Source organism: Methylosinus sp. shoA (assembly GCF_059718125.1).
The window spans coordinates 424,730-445,439 of the sequence record NZ_AP046091.1; the positions used below are offsets into that span (position 1 = coordinate 424,730).

Genomic DNA, 20,710 nt, shown 5'->3' on the forward strand with positions numbered 1-20,710 from the left:
CCTCCAGAAATGGCTCTCGATGATGACATCGCCAATCTGCGGCGCATTTCCCTGTTCGAGGATTTCGAGACCGAGGCGTTGCGCCTGCTCGTCTTCGGCTCCGAAACGAAACTGCTGCGCGCCGGCGACGCTTTGTTCCGGCGCGGCGAGCCCTCGGACGGCGGCTATATCCTAACTGGCGGCTCGATCGCGCTGGAGAAGCGCGACGACGGCCGCCCCGCCGAGAAAATCCTGCGGCCGGTCACGCTGATCGGCGAGACGGCGCTGATCGCCGAAACCATCCGGCCGATCACGGCGATCGCACGCGAGCCGGCGACCACGCTGAAAATCACCCGCGCTCTGTTCCACCGGCTGCTCGAGGAATATCCCGCCACCGCGCTGCGCGTGCGGCGGCGTCTCGCGGGTCGGCTGGCGCAGCTCGCCGGCGAGCTCGCCTTCGAAGCCTGACGCCCTCGGAGGATTCACGCGAGCGCGCTCTCGACGGCGCGCGCATCCCTCACTATTTATTAAAATGCGAGTGGGGGCGCATCGTTCGCCGGCGCGCGAGTTCTGCGTCGCCGGCAGGAGGAAAGCCATGCCTCATTCCATCCGATCGGGCGCCGCCGCGGCGCTCGGCGCAACGATCGCTCTCGCATTCCCGCCGTCCGAAAGTTCGGCCGGGCCGACCAGCGTCGCCGGCAGAGCGGTCGTCGAATTGCAGTCCCCGGTCGAGACCGTCGCTTATTGCGGCAAGCGCCATCGTCAGAAACGCTGCCGCCACGCCGGCGCCCGCGTCAAGCGTGTTTATAATTATGTCTATGGAGCGAGCGCGGCGCCGGTCGTGACGACCTACCGGGTCTATTCCGACTATCCCTCTTATTACGATTATGGCTACGGCTACCCCGGTTATGGCTACGGCTGGAGCGCCCCGGTCTTGTGGGGCGGCGGCTGGGGCTATCGCCGCCCACTCGGCGCGTGGGGCGGCTGGGGCGGTCATCGCCACATCGGCCATTGGGGCGGCGGCTGGGGCGGTCCCCGTTGGGGCGGAGGCGGCTTCCATCGCGGCGGCCATTGGGGCGGCGGTCGCGGCTTCGGCGGAGGCTTCCGCCCGGGCGGCTTCGGCGGTTTCGGCGGGGTCCACCATGGCGGTTTCGGCGGGTTCCACGGCCGGCGCTGACATTTGATCGCGATCTCGCGCCGAGCCCTGCCGGCCCGGCGCGACGCCATTCGCCGCATTCCTTCCCGGGTGGGAGCCGATATGCTCTCTGTCCGATTCGGGAGGAGAACGAGGCGACATGGAACGGGACGACGAGGGCCGCGCGGGCGCGGCGAGCAGGCTCCGGGAGCACGAAGCGCGCGCCGCAGTCCTCGCGGAGCTGCACGCCCGGCCGTTTTTGCCGATCGAGCTGCCGCAGCGTATCTACCATTTCGCTTTCGCGACCGACGAGGAGGAGGCGCGCGCCGACCGCTCCGCGCTCGCCGAGCTGCTCCGCTCGCATATGCTGCCGCCGCCGACCGGCGACGCCAAATTCCAGCGCCTCTCCATCGGCGACTGGCGGCTGCGCTGGGAGCAGCATACGGAGTTCACCACCTACACCTGGTCCTCGCAGAAGGAGGCGGACGAGCCTTTCGCTCGCACGGATCCGCTCGGCGCGGGCGAAATCGCCTTCCGCCCGCCGGGCCGGCTGATCGTCGCGACCCATCTCAGCGCCATAGAGGGCGGCCATTCGCACGAGGTCTATGCGCAGATGTTCAATTCGCAGAGCCTGTGCCTCGTGCGCGCGGCCAAGGGCGGCGCGCATGTGATGACCGACTTCGCCGTCGATCCCTTCGGCTTCACGCGCTTCTTGGTGAAGACGAGCGGGATCGGGCCGCTGGAGTCGGGACGCCTGCTGCAGCGCGTGCTGGAGATCGAAACCTATCGCACCATGGCGCTGCTCGGCCTGCCGGAGGCCCGCAGCGCGGGCGCGCGATTGCGCGCGATGGAGAGCGAGATCTCCGATGTCACCCATGCCCTGAGCCAGACGCAGGACATGCGCACCAGCCGCGATCTGCTGAAACGCTCGAGCGATCTGCTCGCGAGAAGCGAGGCGCTGTCGACGCGCACGGCCTTCCGCTTCGGCGCGAGCCGCGCCTATCACGCCATAGTGAAGAACCGCCTGGCGCTGATCCAGGAGGCGAAGGAGAGCCATTACACGACCATCTCCGCCTTCTTCAGCGCCAGGCTCGATCCGGCGATCGAGACCTGCAACGCCTTCGAGGCGCGCCAGGCGCGCCTCGCCGCCCAGGTCGAGCGCGCCGTCGACCTGATGCGCACCGGCATCACCTTCGAGCTCGAACAGCAGAACCGAGACCTGCTCGATGATATGAACCGCCGCGCACGGCTGCAGATGCGCCTGCAAAAGCTCGTCGGCGGCCTCTCGATCGCCGCGCTCAGCTATTACGTCGCCGGCCTCTCGCTCTATTTCTTCAAGGGTGTGAAAGACGCGGGCTTCCTGCCGTTCGGCTTCACCGGCGAGGAGGCGGCCGCGGCGGCCATGCCGCTCGTCATCTTCGGCGCCTGGGCCTTCTGGCAGCGCGTGAAGCGCCTCTCGGCCAAGGCGCAGGAGGAGGAGCGGGTGAGCTGACGCGCGCAGAGGCCCGCCACGAAGCTGCGAATTACATGGATTTGACGAAATTCGTCTTATTTAGACAAGTGAATTCGATAGAATTGTCTTGATTTCGGCGCGCCGACGCGCTCGTTTCCCGCTCGGCAGCGCAAATACCCTTCGGGCCAAGCACCTGTTTATACGAGATATTTTTCGAACGCTCGCTTCCGCTGGCCGCATATAAGTAAATGCCCCAATTTTGGATTCGGCTCTGAGCAAGTATTGACGAGCATCCACCCAGCTCGCAGCCGGACCCGGCTGGAGAACTGGCCAAGAAGAGGGCAGAAAATGAGCAAAAATTTACGTACGCATTCGATCAATTTGAAGTATTTCTTTTCGTGACTCCCACCGTCCCCCGCGGATTCGGCTGACCGGATGGAGGCGCCGTTGTCTTTCTGAGCCATACGCCGCCCGAGCCGGGCGGGTCGTCGTTTGCGTAACGCGTAAGGAGCTCATCATGATTTCTGTGTCGGAATGCGCGGCCCTCGCAGGCCTCGCGTCGAACGAGCTGATCCTCGGCGCCGTTCCCTCTCCGAAGCACCGCTCCCTTCTCTCGAGCTACCTGCTCAACACCCACCGCGGCCTCGACGCCGTGCGCGGCCTGATCGTCGCCGATCTGCGCCGCTTCCTCGATCTCGGCGTTCCGGCGCGCGCCGCCGATCTGCTGATCGTGCTGCGGTTGTTGTTGACCCATCACCCAGAGGCGCGCCGGCCCGCGCTCGTTCCAGCGTCGTGCGGGTCGCGACTGCTCGAAGTCACGCTCGCCGACGTCGAGGGGTTCCACCACCCGCTCGAAACCGGAGTGGTGCTGTCCTTCACGCGCAGAACGCGGCGCAGCGACCCGCTCGGCTATTTCGACCGCGCGGGCGAAGGGCGCGCCGCCCGCCGCCGCGGCGCGCGAAATTTTCAGCTGCGCGGCGACGGCTGACGGTCCGCGCCGCCGCTGCGAGCCTGTTTCGGAAACCGTCAGCCGCAGTTCACGCCACTTTGGCGAAGTCCGCGACCTGCAACATGGCGCCGCGCAGCTCCGCGAGCAGGCGCAGGCGATTGAGCCGCAGCCTCGGGTCCTCGCAATTGACGGTCACCGTGTCGAAAAAGGCGTCGACCGGCTCGCGCAGCTTGGCGAGCGCCTGCATGGCGCCTTCGAAATTCTCCTTGTCGAGCCGCTCGGCGGTCTCCTCACGGGCGCGCTTGATGGCGGCGGCGAGCTTGTGCTCGGGCATTTCCATGCGCAGATTGGGATGGTGGGGCTCCTCATAGGCGCCGGCGCCATCCTTCTTCTCCTCGATCTTGAGAATATTCGCCGCCCGGCGAAAGCCCGAGAGCAGATTCTTGCCGTCGTCGGTATCGAGGAACTTGGCCAGGGCCTCGACCTTGCGGGTGATGGCGAGCAGATCGTCTTGCATGTTCGCGCTCCCTTCTCCCGCTCGCGGGAGAAGGCGCCCCCGCGAAGCGGGGCCGGATGAGGGTAGAGCTCCCAGCGCCGCATCGATCAGGTCATATCGTGCGCCGCGATCGCGAAGGTAGACCTTCAGGCGATCGATGAAGAAGGCGAGGAGGTCGGCGGCGTTCGACCCGAGCAGAGACGGCAGCGTCTCCCGCACGAAGATTTCGGCTTGCGCCGACGGCGCTTCGGCGCTGTTCTCGCGGCCGATCGCCGCGAGCCGCTTTTCTATGTCCGCGCGCAGATGCGCCTGCGCATCCGCGGTGAGGCTCGACGCGCCGTTCGGCGAAAGATCGGAGGCGACGCGAGCGACCTCGCCCGTCACCAGCTCGCGCAGCGGCGTGCGGGCGTCGAACCAGATCGCCGTTTGCGCAGCGGCGAAAACTTTGCGCAGCGGCAAGCGCAGCCCATTCTCGAGCGCGATGCGAATGACGCCGAGCGCCGCCCTGCGCAGCGCATAAGGGTCCTTGCTGCCGGTCGGCTTCTCGTCGATCGCCCAGAAGCCGACGAGCGTGTCGATCTTGTCGGCGAGCGCCACCGCGATCGATACGGGAATCGTCGGAATGCGGTCGTTCGGCCCCTGCGGCTTGTAGTGCTCCTCGAGCGCCGCCGCGACATCGGCGGTTTCGTCCTGCGCCGCGGCATAATAGCGGCCCATCAGCCCTTGCAGCTCGGGAAATTCGCCGACCATCTCGGTGACGAGATCGGCCTTTGCGAGCCGCGCCGCGCGCTCGGCTCTGTCCGCATCGGCGCCGACGAGAGGCGCGAGCTCGCGCGCGAGCGCGGCGATGCGCGCGACGCGCTCGCCCTGCGTGCCGAGCTTCTCGTGAAACACGATGTTGTCGAGCTTCGGCAGGCGCGCCTCGAGAGGCGTCTTCATATCCGTCTCATAGAAGAATTTCGCATCCGAGAGCCGCGCCGCGATGACCCGCTGATTGCCGCCGACGATGGTCGCGCCGCCGTCGCTCGCCTCGACATTGGCGACGAGAATGAACCTGTTGGCGAGCCCGCCGTCGGCGCGCTTCAGCACGAAGCATTTCTGATTGACGCGAATGGTCGCGCGAATGACTTCCGGAGGAATGGCGAGAAAGCTCTCGTCGAAAGAGCCCATCAGCGTGACGGGCCATTCGACGAGGCCGGCGACTTCTTCCAGCAACGCCGCGTCCTCGACGAGCTCCAGCCCCTGCGCCATGGCGAGATTGCGCGCGTCGTGCAGTACGATGTCGCGCCGCCGCGCGGAGTCGAGCACGACCTTCGCCTTCTCGAGCGAAGGAACATAATCGTCGAAGCGGCGCACGACAAAACCTTCCGGCGCCATGAAGCGATGGCCGTGGGCGATATTGCCGCTCTCGATTCCGTCGATCGAGAAACGGACGATCTCGGGCGTCTCGGTCTCGGGTCCGAAGGTGGCGAGGACCGACTGCAAGGGACGCACCCAGCGCAGCGAATCGAGCTTGGCGGAGGCGGCGCCCCAGCGCATCGACTTCGGCCAGGGAAAGCTCTTCACGATCCCCGGCAGAATCTCCGCCAGCACCTCGATCGTCTCGCGCCCGGCGCGCTCGATCACGGCGACATAGAATTCGCCCTTCTTCGGGTCCTTCTCGATCTTCGCTTCATCGAGCGAGGCGAGGCCGGCGCTCTTCAGAAAGCCGCCGATGGCGGCCTCGGGCGCGCCGACGCGCGGGCCTTTCTTCTCCTCCCGCACATCGGGCTGGCGCGTCGGCAATCCGGCGACATGCAGCGCGAGCCGCCGCGGCGTCGCATGAGCGGTCGCGCCCTCGAAGGCCACCCCGCGCTCGGCCAGCGCGCCGCAGACGAGCCGCTGCAGATCATCTGCCGCCTGGCGCTGCATGCGGGCGGGAATTTCTTCGGAGAAGAGCTCGAGGAGAAGGTCGGACATCGCTTTGTCTGGTCAGGAGAGAAAAATTCGCGGCCGCTCCACCCTCCCCTTCCTCAAGGGTAGGGTGGGGGCGCGGGTTTCTCACAACGGCTCCTCGGAGGCGAGCGTCTCGGCCGGGGCGGGCGCATCGAGAAGATATCGCTCTACGTCGAGCGCGGCCATGCAGCCGAGGCCGGCCGCCGTCACCGCCTGGCGATAAATGTCGTCGGCCACGTCGCCCGCCGCGAAGACGCCGGGAATGTTGGTGCGCGTCGTGCCCGGCTGCACGAGGATGTAACCCGAAGGCTTGAGCTCCAGCTGGCCGACGAACAGCTCCGAGGCCGGCTGATGCCCGATGGCGACGAACACGCCGTCGACGTCGAGGGTCTGCGTCGCGCCGGTCTTCACATTCTTCACTCGCGCCTTGGTCACCGAGAGCGGATTCGTCTCGCCCAGAATCTCGTCGATCGCATGGTCGAACACTATCGTGACATTGGGGCGCGCGGCGAGCCGCTCCTGCAGCACGCGCTCAGCGCGGAAGACGTCGCGCCGATGCACGATCGTCACATGCGCGGCGAGCTGCGAGAGATAGAGCGCCTCCTCGACCGCCGTATTGCCGCCGCCGACGACCAAGACCTTCTTGCCGCGGAAGAAGAAGCCGTCGCAGGTGGCGCAGGCGGAGACGCCATAGCCCTTGAACTTCTCCTCGCTCGGAATGCCCAGCCATTTGGCTTTCGCTCCGGTCGCGACGATCAGCGCATCGGCCGTGTAGAGCTTTCCCGAATCGCCCAGGAGCTCGAAAGGCCGCTCGCCGAGCCTCGCCTCCACGATATGGTCGGAGACGAGCCTTGCGCCGACATGCTCGGCCTGGGCGCGCATCTGATCCATCAGCCAAGGGCCCTGGATCGGCTCGGCGAAGCCCGGATAATTCTCGACGTCGGTGGTGATCATCAGCTGCCCGCCCTGGTCGAAGCCGGCGATGACCACGGGCTCGAGCATGGCGCGCGCCGTATAGATCGCCGCCGTATAGCCGGCGGGGCCGGAGCCGAGCACGATGACGCGGGCGTGCAGGCCTTTATCGTCTGCGGACATGAAGGAGCCTTTTGCGAAAGACGACGAGCGCGCCGGCGGCGCGGACATGGGCGCAATCTAGTCATTATGCGTTGCGCCGCAACCTTCGCTCGCGCGCAGCAAATCAGGCGCCGTCCCCCGACCGGAAGCGCCGATAGGCGCGCGCGATCTCCTGCGCGACCTCGGCGGTCGAATTCAGCGGCTGGCGGCGCCGGCGTTCGAGCCGGCCGCCCCAGCGCCGCACGGCGCCCTGCGTTTCGAGAGCGTCGAGAAAGGCGGCGAGCTTCGCCGAGCCCCCGCCGGGCGCGAAGACATGAACCGGCGCCCCGGTCGACGCCGCCTCCGAGATCATATTGACGCTGTCGCCGGTGACGAGCAGCGCGTCCGAGCAGGCGAGGATGGAGAGATAGGGGTTTTCCCCCTGCCCTTCCCAAAGAAAAGCTCGCGGAATCGTCGTGAGCGACTCCTTCTCCCGCTCGCGGGAGAAGGCGGCCCCGCAAAGCGGGGTCGGGCGAGGGCTCGCACCGCCGCGATGATCCTGAAGCTCTCCCCACGAACCACGAACCGCAGCCGCCCTCATCCGACCCGACTTCGTCGGGCCGCCTTCCCCCGCGAACGGGAGAAGGGAGGACCGCAACGCGTCCGCCAGCCGCGGCGGCGTCCGCCGCGACAGGGTGGCTGCGACGCTCCAGCCCTCCGCGAGCAGCCCGTGCGCCGCCGCCGCCAGCTCGGCGACATCCCGCTCCGAAAACCGGAAATGCCGACTATCGCCTCCGACGAGCAGCCCGGCGATCGGCCCCGGCAGCGCCGCGATGCGAGGGTCCGGCGCCGCGCGCGCCTCGGCGAGCCGCTCCGGCGTCAGGCGATTGGGCGGCGTCGGCGGCGTGAGGACATTTGCGCCCGAAATGCCGTCGTGCCGCGGCGCGACGATCACATCGGCGGTCCCGAGCCCGCTCGCCGGCTTGTTGACATAGACGGTGAACGCCGCGCCGCCCGAGGCGCGCTTCACATGACGGAGATAGGGAATGGTCCGCCGCCCACAGGCGAGCACGAGATCGGGAAAAGGCGGAGCGAGCAGGCCCGCCTCGCGCGGATCGATCGGACCGAAGGGCGCGAAGGCGGCGATCAGGCGGCGCGGCGCAATGCGGACGAGGCGAGGGGAGAGGCCGAGCGATTCGACGAGGCCGAGGGTCTGCGCCTCATGGCCGGCGCGACCGTCGGAGAGAACCCAGACCGTCGCCAAATCGTCCGACGTTGTTCAATCCTCTAGACGTTTCTTCCTTCTCCCGCAGAGCGGGAGAAGGTGGACGCGAACCTTCAGACGAAGGCGACCTTCAGGATCTCGTAACTCTTCCCGCCGCCGGGCGTCTTCACCTCGACCGTGTCGCCGACCTTCTTGCCGATCAGCGCGCGGGCGATGGGAGAGGCGATGGAGACGCGGCCGTTCTTGGCGTCGGCCTCCGGCTCGCCGACGATCTGATAGGCCTTCTCTTCCTCGGTGTCCTCGTCGACCAGCGTGACCGTCGCGCCGAATTTGATCGTATTGCCGCTGAGCTTCGACACGTCGATGACCTCGGCGCGGGAGAGCTTGTCCTCGAGCTCGGCGATGCGCCCTTCGTTCAGCGACTGCGCTTCCTTGGCGGCATGATATTCGGCGTTCTCCGACAAATCGCCGTGCGAGCGGGCTTCGGCGATCGCCTGGATGATGCGCGGACGCTCGGTCTGCTGGCGATGCCTCAACTCCGTATCGAGAGCGGCGTAGCCGGCGGCGGTCATGGGCACCTTGTCCATCTCTCTTGCTCTCTTGCTCTTTTCGTTCCCGGAGGGTCGGTCGCGCTGAAAAATCCTTTCCGACGCCGGCCTCTCGCGAGACACGGCGGGCGATCGTACCTCCACGACATGAATGAGCCGCTGATGCGGCGGCCGAATTTACGCTTCGCGCGCGCCCGGCCGAGGCGCGTCAGTCACGCGAAATAGTCCTGTAGGGCGCGGACTTCGAGATCTCCCGATACATAGGCCCTGATGCTCTGCGCCGCCGCTATCGCGCCGGCGAGCGTCGTATAATAGGGCACTTTATGCAATAGCGCAGCTTGGCGCAAGGAACGTGAGTCGGCCAGCGCCTGGGCGCCTTCGGTCGTGTTGAACACGAGCTGGACCGAGCCGTTCTTGATCGCGTCCACGATATGCGGACGCCCTTCCGACACTTTGTTGAGCTTTTGCGCCGGCACGCCGTTCTCGGCGAGATAGCGGGCGGTGCCGCCGGTCGCCACGACGGCGAAGCCGAGCTCGGCGAGCAGCCGCACGGCCGGCAGCACGCGCGGCTTGTCGGCGTCGCGCACCGAGACGAAGACCGTCCCCTGCCGCGGCACCTTGGTCCCGCCCCCGAGCTGGCTCTTGGCGAAGGCGGCCTCGAAGCTGCGGTCGAGGCCGATGACCTCGCCGGTCGAGCGCATCTCCGGCCCGAGCACCGTATCGACGCCCGGAAAACGCGCGAAGGGGAATACCGACTCCTTCACCCCGACGTGATTGGGCGCAGGCCGCGGTAGGCCGAACCCCGCGAGTTTCTCGCCGGACATGATTCGGGCCGCGATCTTGGCGATCGGCGCGCCGATCACCTTGGCGACGAAGGGCACGGTGCGCGAAGCGCGCGGATTGACCTCGAGCACATAAATCTCGCCGTCCTTCAGCGCGAATTGCACATTCATCAGCCCGACGACTCCGAGCGCCTTGGCGAGCAGCACCGTCTGCCGCTCGAGCTCGACGACCGTCTCGGCGGAGAGCGAGCGCGGCGGCAGCGAGCAGGCCGAATCGCCGGAATGAATGCCCGCTTCCTCGATATGCTCCATCACGCCGGCGATCGCCGCGCTCTCGCCATCGGCGACGCAATCGACGTCCACCTCGATCGCATCGGTGAGATAGCGGTCGAACAGAAGAGGATTGCGGCCGAGCACGGTGTTGATCTGCCCGGTCTTGTCGTTGGGATAGCGCGCCTTGACGTCCGACGGCACCAGGCTCGGCAGCGTGCCGAGCAGGTAATCGTCGAGCGCGTTCTGATCGCGGATGATCGCCATGGCGCGCCCGCCGAGCACGTAAGACGGCCGCACGACGAGCGGCAGGCCGAGCTCGCCGGCGACGAGCCGCGACTGCTCCACCGAATAGGCGATGCCGTTCTTGGGCTGCTTCAGGCCGAGCTTGTCGAGCAGGCGCTTGAAGCGGTCGCGATCCTCGGCGAGATCGATCGAATCGACCGGCGTGCCGAGGATCGGCAAGCCCGCCGAGCTCAGCGCATGAGCGAGCTTCAAGGGCGTCTGCCCGCCATATTGGACGATGACGCCGACGAGCGTTCCCTCGCCGCGCTCGACGTCGAGGATCTCCTCGACGTCCTCCGCCGTCAGCGGCTCGAAATAGAGACGATCGGAGGTGTCGTAATCCGTCGACACCGTCTCCGGATTGCAGTTGATCATGATCGTCTCGAAGCCGGCCCCGGCGAGCGCGAAGCAGGCGTGGCAGCAGCAATAATCGAATTCTATGCCCTGGCCGATGCGGTTCGGCCCGCCGCCGAGAATGACGATCTTGCGCCGATCGGACGGCCGCGCCTCATTGGCGGGAGCGCCCATGAAAGGCGCTTCATAGGTCGAATACATATAGGCGGTCGGAGAGGCGAACTCCGCCGCGCATGTGTCGATGCGCTTATAGACCGGCCGCACGTCCAGCGCCCTCCGCGCGCCGCGGACGTCTTTTTCTGTCGCGCCGGCGAGCGTCGCGAGCCGCGCGTCGGAAAAGCCGGCGAACTTCAGCGCGCGAAAATTCTCGGCGTCCTTCGGCAGGCCGAATTTGCGCACTTTGTTCTCGAGCGCGACGATCTCCTCTATGCGCGCGATGAACCAGGGATCGATCTTGCAGGCTTCGTGTATCTCCTGCGCGCTCATGCCGAGGCGCAGCGCCTGGCCGACGACGAGCAGCCGGTCCGGCGTCGGCGTGCCGAGCGCGGCGCGCAGCACATTCATATCGTCGCCGCGACCGACGCCGTCGATCTCGATCTCGTCGAGACCGGAGAGGCCGGTCTCCAGCGAGCGCAGCGCCTTCTGCAGGCTTTCCGCGAAATTGCGCCCGATCGCCATGGCCTCGCCGACCGATTTCATCGCGGTCGTCAGCACCGGCTCGGCGCCCGGAAACTTCTCGAAGGCGAAGCGCGGAATCTTGGTGACGACGTAATCGATCGTCGGCTCGAAGGAGGCCGGCGTCGCGCCGCCCGTGATGTCATTGGCGATCTCGTCGAGCGTGTAGCCGACGGCGAGCTTCGCCGCGACCTTGGCGATCGGAAAGCCCGTCGCCTTGGACGCCAGGGCGGAGGAGCGCGAGACGCGCGGATTCATCTCGATGACGATCATGCGGCCGGTCTTCGGATCGACGGCGAATTGCACATTCGATCCGCCGGTCTCGACGCCGATTTCGCGCAGCACGGCGATCGAGGCGTCGCGCATGATCTGATATTCTTTATCGGTCAGCGTCAGCGCCGGGGCGACGGTGATCGAATCGCCCGTATGCACGCCCATCGGATCGATGTTCTCGATCGAGCAGACGATGATGCAATTGTCCGCTCTGTCGCGGACGACCTCCATCTCATATTCCTTCCAGCCGATGACGCTCTCTTCGATCAGCACCTCGGTGGTCGGCGAGGCGTCGAGCCCGCGCTCGATGATGTCGATGAACTCGGCCTTGTTGTAGGCGATGCCGCCGCCCGTGCCGGCCAGAGTGAAGGACGGCCGGATGATCGCCGGCAGGCCGATATCCTCCAGCGCCTCCAGCGCCTCGGTCAGGCCCTTGGAAATATAGCGCCGCTTGCGCTCCGGCTCGTCCGCCTCCCAGCGGCGGCGGATCTCGGCGATCGCCTTCTTCTTCTCCTCGTCCGGCAGGGCCGAAGCCTCGATCTCGGCGATCTCGGCGTTGCGCCTGGCCTTGTCCGCGGTCTTGAGGTCGGTGGCGTTGGCGAGGCGCGAGCGCGGCGTCTCGAGGCCGATCTTCGTCATGGCCTCACGGAACAATTCGCGATCCTCGGCCTTGTCGATGGCCTCGGCGTCGGCGCCGATCATCTCGACGCCGAATTTTTCGAGCACGCTCATGCGCTCCAGCGAGAGCGCGCAGTTCAAGGCCGTCTGCCCGCCCATCGTCGGCAGAAGGGCGAAGCCGCCGGGATGGGCGTAGCGCTCCTTCTCGATGATCTTGGCGACGATCTCGGGCGTGATCGGCTCGACATAGGTCCGATCCGCCATATCGGGATCGGTCATGATGGTGGCGGGATTGGAATTGACGAGGACGATGCGATAGCCCTCGGCGCGCAGGGCCTTGCAGGCCTGGGTTCCCGAATAGTCGAATTCGCAGGCCTGGCCGATGACGATGGGGCCGGCGCCGATGATCAGAATGGTCGATATGTCGGTTCGTTTCGGCATGTCGCTTTCGTCTGTCATCCTTTCTTCGCGCGCGGGCCCGCCTCGGCAGGAGGGAAAGCGCGCGCCCGGTCGCGCGCCGCCGTCACATTCCGCACGGGCGCACACAAAAAAAGGCCGCGCCGCAGCCCTTTCTCAGGTTCGGCGCGCCCTCCGTGGGGACGAGATCGAGCGGGGCGAGCGGCCCGCCCGGCGGTCGGGCGTGTGTTAGACGAGAATTCGCGGCAGGGGAAGGGGGCGCAGCGACGCACTCGACGGGAAGCCCCGCTTCGCCGCTCGAACAGGCGCTCCTCGAATATCGTGGATCGTTTGTCGCATAAAGCGGAATAAAGATAGTGATTCCGAGAGATGATCGCGTCTCGACGACGATGCTTCCGATATCGAATGTCATTGCGTAGGAGAGAGCTCGGCAAGATCTCTGCAAAATCGCTGAAACTGCCGCGCTCGAGCGGCGGACGGCGGCGGCTGTGGCTTCGAAATGTCAGCGCGACGTTCGAGTTGCATCGAATTCTTCTTTCGCGGCCGCACTGTGCAACGGTGGACAACAAGCTCTGCCGCATTATCTGCCTGGCGGCGGGCCTCGCTCGCGAGAGCCGCAAGGCGAGACAGGGCGGAGAGTGTCGCATGGAGAAGAGGGCCGAAAACCGCACGTCCCCAACCCCGGACGCCGATTACGACAAGCTCGGCCGCGACGCGCTGATCGCGCTTCTGCGCAGCGCGATCCAGCAGCGCGACGAGGTGATCTCGAAATATGAGGCGATGGCCTACCAGGTCGACGACGCGACCCGCGAGGTCGACGACGCCATGCTGGACGCGCGCCGCAAGGCGCAGCAGGCCGAGAAGAACGAGCGCCACGCCGAGGAAGAGGAGGCGCTCGTGCACAAGCTCGAGAGCCTTCTCGACGAGGAGCGCGGCAAGAACGCCGCGCTCGCGGCAGATTTCGCCCGTTTCCGCGAACGGATGGCGAAGACGCCGGTCGAGGACCCGTGGGGCCATCTCGGACGAGCCCTCTCCCAGATCGGCGACGACGGCGTCGCCTGGACACGGGAAAAGATTCCGCCGGACAGCCAGATGCTGCCCTGGTTCGACCGGGCGGTCCAAGCCTCGAAGCGAGCTGGACGGCTCGCCGGCAAATGGGGCTGCGCCGCATATGATTGGGCGAAGCCGCGGGCGATCGAGCTCTATGAGTGGGCGCGGCCCCGCGTGATCGAAGCGTATAAGAGGGCGCGAGGAGAAATCGAGCGTCGGATGGGCAAGGGACAAGGACATTCAGGCTCCTGAACCGGCTCGCATCGGCGCGCGCCCAGTCGATTACGACGACACCAGCCGCATTCGGCTCGAGCACGGCTCGCTCGAGCGATTGCACGCGATCTCGTGCGAGCTTTTTGTGATCCGCGGTCGCTCGGCTGTCGGCTTCGATACGCGCCGCCGCTTTGCCTCGACCGCGCGTCATCCTATGATGTCCCGCGAGCAGGCGGGGACCTTCATTCATGAGCTTCGGCGCGCAGGACGAGACCGTCCGCTTCCTCATGGCGCAGGGCGAGAGCGCCGGCGCGCCGATCGTCACCCATATCTCGATCGTCGTTCTGACGCGCGAGCGCGCCTATAAGCTCAAGCGCGACGTCGTCTTTCCTTATCTCGATTTTCATACGCCGCAGATCCGGCTCGCCATGTGCGAGCGCGAGCATGAATTGAACCGCCGTCTCGCCCCCTCGCTCTATCTCGCCGCGCGGCCCGTCACCCGCGAGAGCGACGGCTCGCTGGCTTTCGACGGCGCGGGCGAGCTCGTCGATGCGGTCGTCGAGATGCGCCGCTTCGACGAAGACGCGCTGCTCGACCGCCTCGCTCTGGCGGGCCGTCTGACGGCGCCGCTGATCGAGCGGCTCGCGGCGCGCCTCGCCGCCTTCCACGACGGCGCCGAGATCGATCGCGCGCATGGCGGAGGCGAAGCGATGGCCGCGCTGCTCGATCTCGGCGACACGAGTTCGCTCGCCAAATCCCCCGTCGTCGGGATGCGAGAGCGCCTCGCGCTGGCCGAGGGGCTGCGCGCCGCGGCGCTCGGCCATGGCGGGCTCCTCGATCGCAGGCGCGACGAAGGCAGAGTGCGCCGGTGCCACGGCGATCTCACGCTTCGCAATATCTGCGTCGTCGACGGCGAGCCGACGCCCTTCGACTGCATCGAATTCTCCGACGATCTGGCGACGATCGACACGCTCTACGATCTCGCCTTTCTGCTGATGGATCTGACGCGGCGCGGCGCGCGCGCGCTGGCGGCGCTGGCGCTGAACCGCTATCTCGACGATCGTGACGAGACGGACGGGCTTTCGCTGCTGCCCTTCTTCATGGCGCTGCGCGCGGCGATCCGCGCCGATGTGGCGGCGGCCCGCGCCGTCGAGCCCGACGTCGACGCCGCCGCGCCGAACGCCGAGACGCGCGATTATTTCGATCTCGCCTGCGCGCTGCTGCGCCCCGCTCCGCCGCGCGTGGTCGCGATCGGCGGGCTCAGCGGAACCGGCAAGTCGAGCATCGCCGCGGCGCTGGCGCCGCTCCTCGGCGCCGCGCCCGGCGCGCGCGTGCTCTCCAGCGACCGGCTGCGCAAGCGGCTCTGCGGCGTCGCGCCGACGACGCGCTTGGCCCCGCACGCCTACACGCCCGAAATGTCCGCGCGGGTCTATGCGTCGCTGCGCAGCGAAGCGGCGCGCGCCGCCGCCGCCGGCTGGAGCGTCATCGTCGACGCCGTGCACGCCCGCCCCGAGGAGCGCGCCGCGATAGAAGCGGAAGCGCTCGAGGTCGGCGTCCCCTTCGCAGGCGTCTGGCTCGAGGCCGACGCCTTTCTCGCCGAGAGCCGCGTCGCGGCGCGCCGCAACGACGTCTCCGACGCAACGCCTCGAGTGCTCGCCGAGCAGCGCCGCTACGACATCGGCGAAATGACATGGACGCGCATCGACGCGTCGCGCAGAGTCGACGAGATCGCCCGAGACGTTGCGGGGCGCTTGTAGAAAGGGCGCTCCCTTCTCCCGCAAAGCAGGAGAAGGGAGCGCCTGCCCGAAAATTGGTCCGCCGCGCCTTCGACAGCCGTCCTTCCATCATATTCGAAACTCATGTCCAGCGCGCCGGCGCGCGTGTCGGTCAGCACATTGCCGGCCGCGTCATAGTGAAATTGCGCGGGCGTTCGTCGTTCTTCTCAATCCGACAAGTAAGACACGATTCTCAATTTCGCGCCGATTGTTGTTAAACTGTCGACAATGCGCGGCGGGATCTCGACTGAGAAGGAAGCTTTACTCGAAGGATGGAAGATAGCTATCTCTGCAATCAGATCATAAGGCGTCACCTTTTCTAAGGCAGCAAACAATTCAGTTTGGCGTCTCTTCAGAAAGAAAGAGCGGTCCAAAAGAATTGCAAAACTTACTGTCGGCCGTCCATCGGCGTAACGAACGTGCCGACGATGAGGTTTTATTATCTCCTCGTATTTTGAGGCGATACTCTTTCTTCCGGGAAAACTCAGCCAGAGAACAACGTCCGAAGCCCTTATTTTCATTTCCCCTCCCTAGGGCTTCCCGAGCCGGCACCATTCGTCGTGAAAGGCACAAGCTTCTTCATATGTCAGGTCGGCGTCGCCCTCCCGCTTGCATTCTCGGTGATACCACCGCCAAAAAAGCTTTGGCAGCCCAAATCTCTTAGATCACCGGCGAGCCGGTCGCGACCTTGTCCACCACGGCGAGCGGAATGTCGTTCAGCCAGATATATTCCCGCTGCGTCGCGCCGCTCGCATCCGTCTCCGCGATGATGTGGTCGTCGAGGTCGTGGACATAGAGCGTCGTGAAGGTGGTCGGCGCCGCCGTCTGCGTCACCGTGCGCGAGACGAGGCGATTGCGGGCGTCATAGCGGTAGGTCCCGCCGATGCCGGGAGAATTGGTCCGCCGCGCCTTCGACAGCCGCCCTTCCACATCATATTCGAAACTCATGCCCAGCGCGCCGGCGCGCGTGTCGGTCAGCACATTGCCGACCGCGTCATAGGTGAAACTGCGCACCGTGCCGCCGGGCGGCGACACCGAGGCGAGACGGTTCGACATTGCCCGTCTCAATCGCGGCTGGTGACAGTCCGCGGGGGGTCAGAGCGTTCGCCTCAAGGCCTCAAAAGCGAAGAGACCGGCCGCAATTGCCCCAGGAACCCAACCATTTGCCGCAAGGAATGGAAAAAACAGAGAGATACAAAACAGATCAATCGCAGATACGCTGCTGCTGTAACCATTCAATAGCAATAAACTAGCGGCGAGGTATGAAAATGAACTACAAATATAACTCGCGCAAATTACATAAAATATACGCAATACTAACATCTTATTCCCTATAACAAAACCGCATATTGTAAATGAAACGATATACGCTGCAATAAACGTACCCGTTAGTATCGTCAGTCGACGAGATAACATCTCTCCCTGCAAAATAACGTAGAAACTCGTCGCGACCGCACACCAAGCGGCTGCGACGATCCGATCCCGATGTCCTCCTAGGCCTAGCTTATGGGAGTGCATAATTCAGGCCACGAGGAGTCCAGGTCAGAGGCAAGTTTCGGAAGGGACCAATCCCTTGTAACGCATTGCTTGTGCATCGCGCGCAAAGCCCTGGAAAACAGGCGCCTTGATCCTCGATTCTCTGCCTAATTTGATCTTCTTCATTCGGCGAAGTGTTATAGCGATGAATATGCACGTTCGGCCCATCTTGCCGCTGATATCTTAAATAATCTCGAATATTTACATCTGGCCCCGTGACAGTATCGTCCGATCCTCGTCCAGCATTCGCCTTATAGCTGCCACCTGGGTCGTAAATATTTGTAACTCTGCTCGATTCTATGATCACACCGGCGTGAGTCCCGATAAAGGCCGTATTGCCATTGATGATCATGATCCCGCGCGGATCGGTCTTCTGCGTGACCAATCCCCGCGATTCATGGCGAGCGGTCCCCTTTGAGTAGGGAGTTCATCTCGGAGTTATGATGCGGATTTCACTAGTCCTAGGAAGCGAGATATCGCCGTTGATCTCCAGGATACCCATGCCCTGTAAATGAACAACACGCTCTAAGATATCGCCCTCAAGGCCATCCGACCATTGCTCGCCCATTGATTTTAGTACCCGCGCGATAATCAAAGCCGTCTTTTTCCAGTTCTGATCTACGCTTGCTGTTATCGCAGCATCTATCATTTCAGCCCGACTCACAGTCACGCACTCCCCTGAGTTATCCCGCCTTAGTGAGACACCGGATTTCCGCCGCATCTTTCAGAGACGTATCCCATCGCGCATCTATGCAAATTGTATGGCTCAGGACCAAACCTTCTTCTATTAAAATTCTCCCCGTTATTCATCAATTCTCGGCATATGCCGTAGGCTTCCTCCCATTCTTTATCACAGTCTTTATCTTTTGTTTTACGGCAATAATTCTCTATTGCCCACGCACCTCCCAAAACAACCGATGTCCCCAATATTGCACCGACTACTGTACCAGGGCCTGGCAATATAGCCGTTCCGAGTTCAGCACCTGCCACTGTGCCTGCATTCCGTCCCTCGGGATCAATCCACACTAAGGGACTCTGCCCCACATACCCATACAAATTTCGCCCACCCGCGTAGCCAATCGGATCCGGCTGCAGATACCTCCCCAGCGTCGCATCATAATGCCGATGCCAGTTGTAGGCGAGCCCGCTCTCCAGCTGGAACCATTGACCCGGAAAGCGGATGTCGTTCGTCCCCGGATTGGTCTTTATATAGCTCGTCTCGCCGAAGGGCGAGTAGATCACGTCCCACACCCAGGCTTGGTTCTGCGCGGTCATCCGCGCCGGGCGGCCGAGATGGTCGGCGTGGACGTAATAGATCACCGGCGAGCCGGTCGCGACCTTGTCCACAACCGCCAGCGGAATGTCGTCCAGCCAGATATATTCCCGCAGCGTCGCGCCGCTCGCATCTGTCTCCGCGATGATGTGGTCGTCGAGGTCGTGGACATAGAGCGTCGTGAATGTGGTCGGCGCCGCGGTCTGCGTCACCGTGCGCGAGACGAGGCGATTGCGGGCGTCATAGCGGTAGGTCCCGCCGATGCCCGGAGAATTGGTCCGCCGCGCCTTCGACAGCCGCCCTTCCACATCATATTCGAAACTCATGCCCAGCGCGCCGGCGCGCGTGTCGGTCAGCACATTGCCGGCCGCGTCATAGGTGAAGCTGCGCACCGTGCCGCCGGGCGGCGACACCGAGGCGAGACGGTTCGACGTCGGCGGATAGGAATAAGGCGAGGTCACGCCGTTGAGCGTCTGCGACGCGCGGTTGCCGTTGGCGTCATAGGTCCAGGAGAGTGCGCCATAATAGCCGCTCGCGGTCTTGAGCCTGCGCGTCGGCGTATAGGTGAAGCTCTGCGTCTGCGCGGCGTAGTCGCCGGGCGGCGTGGTTCCGGGGGACAGATTGTCGACGATCGAATCGATCGTCTCGCCGGTCCAGCCGAGGCTGCGGTCGAGCGTGGCGCCCGGGCTGCCGGCGGGGCCGACCCGAACCCGTGTGATCCGATAGTCCGTGTCCAGCGTGTAGCTCGCGGCGAGGCCATTGCCGAACGCGATGCCGGAGACCGGGCCGAACGGGGCCCATGTGACGGGTGAAGCGAGGGTCTGCGCGGCGGCGGCCGCATTCTTGTAGGTGACGACGCCGCTGATGCGCCCGGCGGCGTCGCGCGAGAAGGCGACGCGCCGGCCGGAAGGATAGACCATTCCGATGACGTTTCCCGCCGCGTCATAGCTGTAGTCGACTTCGACAGCGGGCGCGGGGCTATTGGTTCGATAATCGATCGCTATGCGTCCCTTGCGGTCGAACACGCGCCAATCGGAGCCCGATTCGTCGTAGACGCCGACGAGACGACCCTTGCCGAAATTGCCCGTCTGCGTCTCATCCCAGCGGAACGTCTGCCAATAGGCCGAATTGCCGGGATAGGACTTGGCCGTGAGGCGGCCGGCGTTGTCATAAGCGTAATCCGTCACGATCCCGCGCGGGTCGGTCTTGCGCGTGACGAGGCCGCGCGCGTCGCGCACATAGACCGTCGTCCCCTTGTCCGGCGAACTCTCCTGGATCACCTCGCCGAAGCCGTTGCGAACATAGGTCGTCGTGAGATTGCGCGCATCCTTATAGGCCGTGACCTCGTCCTGACCGTCGCGGGTGAGATCGACGACCGCGCCTTCCTCGTCCACCTCGCGGAACAGCCGGTCCAGGGCGTCGAAGCCATAGGAGAAGACCTTGGATCGAGGATCCTTGACACTGGTGAGATTGCCGGTGCGATCATAGCCGAAGCTATGCGTCTGCGAGCCCGCTCCGATCGATTTGATCAAACGCCCGAGCTCGTCGAACGTCTGCGTCTTCCGATAGACGATGGCCGAGCTCGCCTCGGCGATCGCGATCTTGGTCGCATTGCCCATCGCGTCGCGCGTGTAGCCGATCTTCTCGCCGGCGGAATTGGTGATTCTGGTGAGCCGCCTCGCGTCGTCATAGGTATAGATTTCATAGACGCCATTCGGCTGCGTGATTTTGGTCACATCGCCGACGGCGTTATATTCGATCGTCGTCACCGCGGGCGTGTTCGCCTTGTCGACGGAGATGCGCGTGACCCGTCCGCGCCCGTCATAGTCCAGCGCCGTCCCCACACCATTGGCGTCGATGAACGATGTCGGCTGTCCGAGCGCATTCCAGGCGGTGATGTTGGTGATGAGGCCGACCTCGTCGGTGACGCTCTCCAGTCCGCCCGCCGCATTGTAAGCGAAGCGGATAGTGTCGCCCGTTCCGGCGAGCGGGCCATGGACCGAGGTGAGACGGCCCGTCGTATCATAGCCGAACCCCCAGACGCGCTTCTGCCCTTTTGTGGAATAGGGAACGGTTTGCGTCGTCGTATCCGTCTTCTGAATTTGGGTGACGAGGCCGGAAGGACCGATCGTCAGCTCTGTCGTCAGCCCGGGCTCGACGATCTTCTTCGGCAGATTATAGTCGCTGCTCCATGTCACCGAGGTCGTCGACGCCTGAGGCGCGCCGACGCCCCGGGTGATCGACGTCGGGCGAGCGCGCGAGTCGCGCACGAAGGTCGTGACGCGCCCCTCCTCATCCGTCTGGGAATCCGTGAATCCATTCGCGCCGTACGTGTAGCTGCTCGCGCTGGCTGGACAATTGGTCGACGCCTTGCCGACGACCGAGGTCTGCCGCGACAGGTTGCTGTTGGCGGGAT

Annotated in this window: 15 protein-coding genes; 6 read left to right on the plus strand and 9 right to left on the minus strand. The window is 64.9% G+C overall.

Translation table 11 applies throughout. The features are described 5' to 3' along the window. Nucleotides 1-9 precede the first annotated feature (9 nt). The 4 genes from AC6IW9_RS02110 to AC6IW9_RS02125 all read left to right on the plus strand — a co-directional run bounded on the left by AC6IW9_RS02110 (nucleotide 10) and on the right by AC6IW9_RS02125 (nucleotide 3,555). The gene (locus AC6IW9_RS02110) at nucleotides 10-447 is read left to right on the plus strand and encodes a cyclic nucleotide-binding domain-containing protein (RefSeq protein WP_497768549.1); all 438 of its coding nucleotides are present in this window, start codon (nucleotides 10-12) and stop codon (nucleotides 445-447) included. A 127-nt stretch (nucleotides 448-574) separates the two neighbouring features. Then, a complete protein-coding gene (locus AC6IW9_RS02115; protein WP_497768552.1) occupies nucleotides 575-1,156 on the plus strand; it encodes a hypothetical protein in 582 nt (193 codons plus the stop codon). Nucleotides 1,157-1,274: 118 nt separating this feature from the next. After that, nucleotides 1,275-2,606 carry a DUF3422 family protein gene (locus AC6IW9_RS02120; RefSeq protein WP_497768555.1) on the plus strand — a complete coding sequence of 444 codons (1,332 nt, stop codon included), beginning with the start codon at nucleotides 1,275-1,277 and terminating at the stop codon, nucleotides 2,604-2,606. 478 nt (nucleotides 2,607-3,084) lie between these two features. Continuing rightward, nucleotides 3,085-3,555: a hypothetical protein gene (locus AC6IW9_RS02125; protein ID WP_497768558.1), complete on the plus strand. Its 471-nt coding sequence runs from the start codon at nucleotides 3,085-3,087 to the stop codon at nucleotides 3,553-3,555. 49 nt (nucleotides 3,556-3,604) lie between these two features. On the opposite strand, the gene glyS is transcribed toward AC6IW9_RS02125, so the two are convergent. The 5 genes from glyS to carB form a co-directional block, all read right to left on the minus strand. After that, the gene (gene glyS / locus AC6IW9_RS02130) at nucleotides 3,605-5,971 is read right to left on the minus strand and encodes a glycine--tRNA ligase subunit beta (RefSeq protein WP_497768561.1); all 2,367 of its coding nucleotides are present in this window, start codon (nucleotides 5,969-5,971) and stop codon (nucleotides 3,605-3,607) included. 81 nt (nucleotides 5,972-6,052) lie between these two features. Beyond that, nucleotides 6,053-7,042: a thioredoxin-disulfide reductase gene (trxB, locus tag AC6IW9_RS02135; RefSeq protein ID WP_497768564.1), complete on the minus strand. Its 990-nt coding sequence runs from the start codon at nucleotides 7,040-7,042 to the stop codon at nucleotides 6,053-6,055. A gap of 103 nt (nucleotides 7,043-7,145) precedes the next feature. Further along, nucleotides 7,146-8,264: a mitochondrial fission ELM1 family protein gene (locus AC6IW9_RS02140; protein WP_497768566.1), complete on the minus strand. Its 1,119-nt coding sequence runs from the start codon at nucleotides 8,262-8,264 to the stop codon at nucleotides 7,146-7,148. 74 nt (nucleotides 8,265-8,338) lie between these two features. Beyond that, entirely contained in the window at nucleotides 8,339-8,812 is a 474-nt protein-coding gene (gene greA / locus AC6IW9_RS02145) for a transcription elongation factor GreA (protein WP_497768569.1), read from the minus strand. A 173-nt stretch (nucleotides 8,813-8,985) separates the two neighbouring features. Then, nucleotides 8,986-12,471 carry a carbamoyl-phosphate synthase large subunit gene (gene carB, locus AC6IW9_RS02150; RefSeq protein WP_497768571.1) on the minus strand — a complete coding sequence of 1,162 codons (3,486 nt, stop codon included), beginning with the start codon at nucleotides 12,469-12,471 and terminating at the stop codon, nucleotides 8,986-8,988. A 621-nt stretch (nucleotides 12,472-13,092) separates the two neighbouring features. Between carB and AC6IW9_RS02155 the strand changes: the two genes are divergently transcribed. Both AC6IW9_RS02155 and AC6IW9_RS02160 read left to right on the plus strand, forming a co-directional pair. Next, a complete protein-coding gene (locus AC6IW9_RS02155; RefSeq protein WP_497768574.1) occupies nucleotides 13,093-13,749 on the plus strand; it encodes a hypothetical protein in 657 nt (218 codons plus the stop codon). Between the two features lie 209 nt (nucleotides 13,750-13,958). Further along, a complete protein-coding gene (locus tag AC6IW9_RS02160) occupies nucleotides 13,959-15,467 on the plus strand; it encodes a bifunctional aminoglycoside phosphotransferase/ATP-binding protein (protein WP_497768577.1) in 1,509 nt (502 codons plus the stop codon). 185 nt (nucleotides 15,468-15,652) lie between these two features. Here AC6IW9_RS02160 and AC6IW9_RS02165 read toward each other — a convergent pair whose 3' ends face one another. The 4 genes from AC6IW9_RS02165 to AC6IW9_RS02180 form a co-directional block, all read right to left on the minus strand. After that, a complete protein-coding gene (locus tag AC6IW9_RS02165; RefSeq protein ID WP_497768580.1) occupies nucleotides 15,653-16,006 on the minus strand; it encodes a hypothetical protein in 354 nt (117 codons plus the stop codon). A 139-nt stretch (nucleotides 16,007-16,145) separates the two neighbouring features. Beyond that, the gene (locus AC6IW9_RS02170; RefSeq protein ID WP_497768583.1) at nucleotides 16,146-16,541 is read right to left on the minus strand and encodes a hypothetical protein; all 396 of its coding nucleotides are present in this window, start codon (nucleotides 16,539-16,541) and stop codon (nucleotides 16,146-16,148) included. Nucleotides 16,542-17,448: 907 nt separating this feature from the next. Continuing rightward, on the minus strand, nucleotides 17,449-17,685 hold the full coding sequence (locus AC6IW9_RS02175; protein WP_497768586.1) for a hypothetical protein: 237 nt from the start codon (nucleotides 17,683-17,685) through the stop codon (nucleotides 17,449-17,451). A 29-nt stretch (nucleotides 17,686-17,714) separates the two neighbouring features. Then, a complete protein-coding gene (locus AC6IW9_RS02180; protein WP_497772385.1) occupies nucleotides 17,715-19,913 on the minus strand; it encodes an RHS repeat domain-containing protein in 2,199 nt (732 codons plus the stop codon). Nucleotides 19,914-20,710 lie beyond the last annotated feature (797 nt).

What these genes read in the sequence shown, in the direction of transcription:
- greA (WP_497768569.1), bottom strand. Translation starts at nt 8,812, where the DNA reads ATGGACAAGGTGCCCATGACCGCCGCCGGCTACGCCGCTCTCGATACG.
- AC6IW9_RS02155 (WP_497768574.1), top strand. Translation starts at nt 13,093, where the DNA reads ATGGAGAAGAGGGCCGAAAACCGCACGTCCCCAACCCCGGACGCCGAT.
- AC6IW9_RS02165 (WP_497768580.1), bottom strand. Translation starts at nt 16,006, where the DNA reads ATGAAAATAAGGGCTTCGGACGTTGTTCTCTGGCTGAGTTTTCCCGGA.
- trxB (WP_497768564.1), bottom strand. Translation starts at nt 7,042, where the DNA reads ATGTCCGCAGACGATAAAGGCCTGCACGCCCGCGTCATCGTGCTCGGC.
- AC6IW9_RS02180 (WP_497772385.1), bottom strand. Translation starts at nt 19,913, where the DNA reads ATGGGCAATGCGACCAAGATCGCGATCGCCGAGGCGAGCTCGGCCATC.
- AC6IW9_RS02125 (WP_497768558.1), top strand. Translation starts at nt 3,085, where the DNA reads ATGATTTCTGTGTCGGAATGCGCGGCCCTCGCAGGCCTCGCGTCGAAC.
- AC6IW9_RS02170 (WP_497768583.1), bottom strand. Translation starts at nt 16,541, where the DNA reads ATGTCGAACCGTCTCGCCTCGGTGTCGCCGCCCGGCGGCACGGTGCGC.
- AC6IW9_RS02115 (WP_497768552.1), top strand. Translation starts at nt 575, where the DNA reads ATGCCTCATTCCATCCGATCGGGCGCCGCCGCGGCGCTCGGCGCAACG.
- AC6IW9_RS02120 (WP_497768555.1), top strand. Translation starts at nt 1,275, where the DNA reads ATGGAACGGGACGACGAGGGCCGCGCGGGCGCGGCGAGCAGGCTCCGG.
- AC6IW9_RS02110 (WP_497768549.1), top strand. Translation starts at nt 10, where the DNA reads ATGGCTCTCGATGATGACATCGCCAATCTGCGGCGCATTTCCCTGTTC.
- glyS (WP_497768561.1), bottom strand. Translation starts at nt 5,971, where the DNA reads ATGTCCGACCTTCTCCTCGAGCTCTTCTCCGAAGAAATTCCCGCCCGC.
- AC6IW9_RS02160 (WP_497768577.1), top strand. Translation starts at nt 13,959, where the DNA reads ATGAGCTTCGGCGCGCAGGACGAGACCGTCCGCTTCCTCATGGCGCAG.
- carB (WP_497768571.1), bottom strand. Translation starts at nt 12,471, where the DNA reads ATGCCGAAACGAACCGACATATCGACCATTCTGATCATCGGCGCCGGC.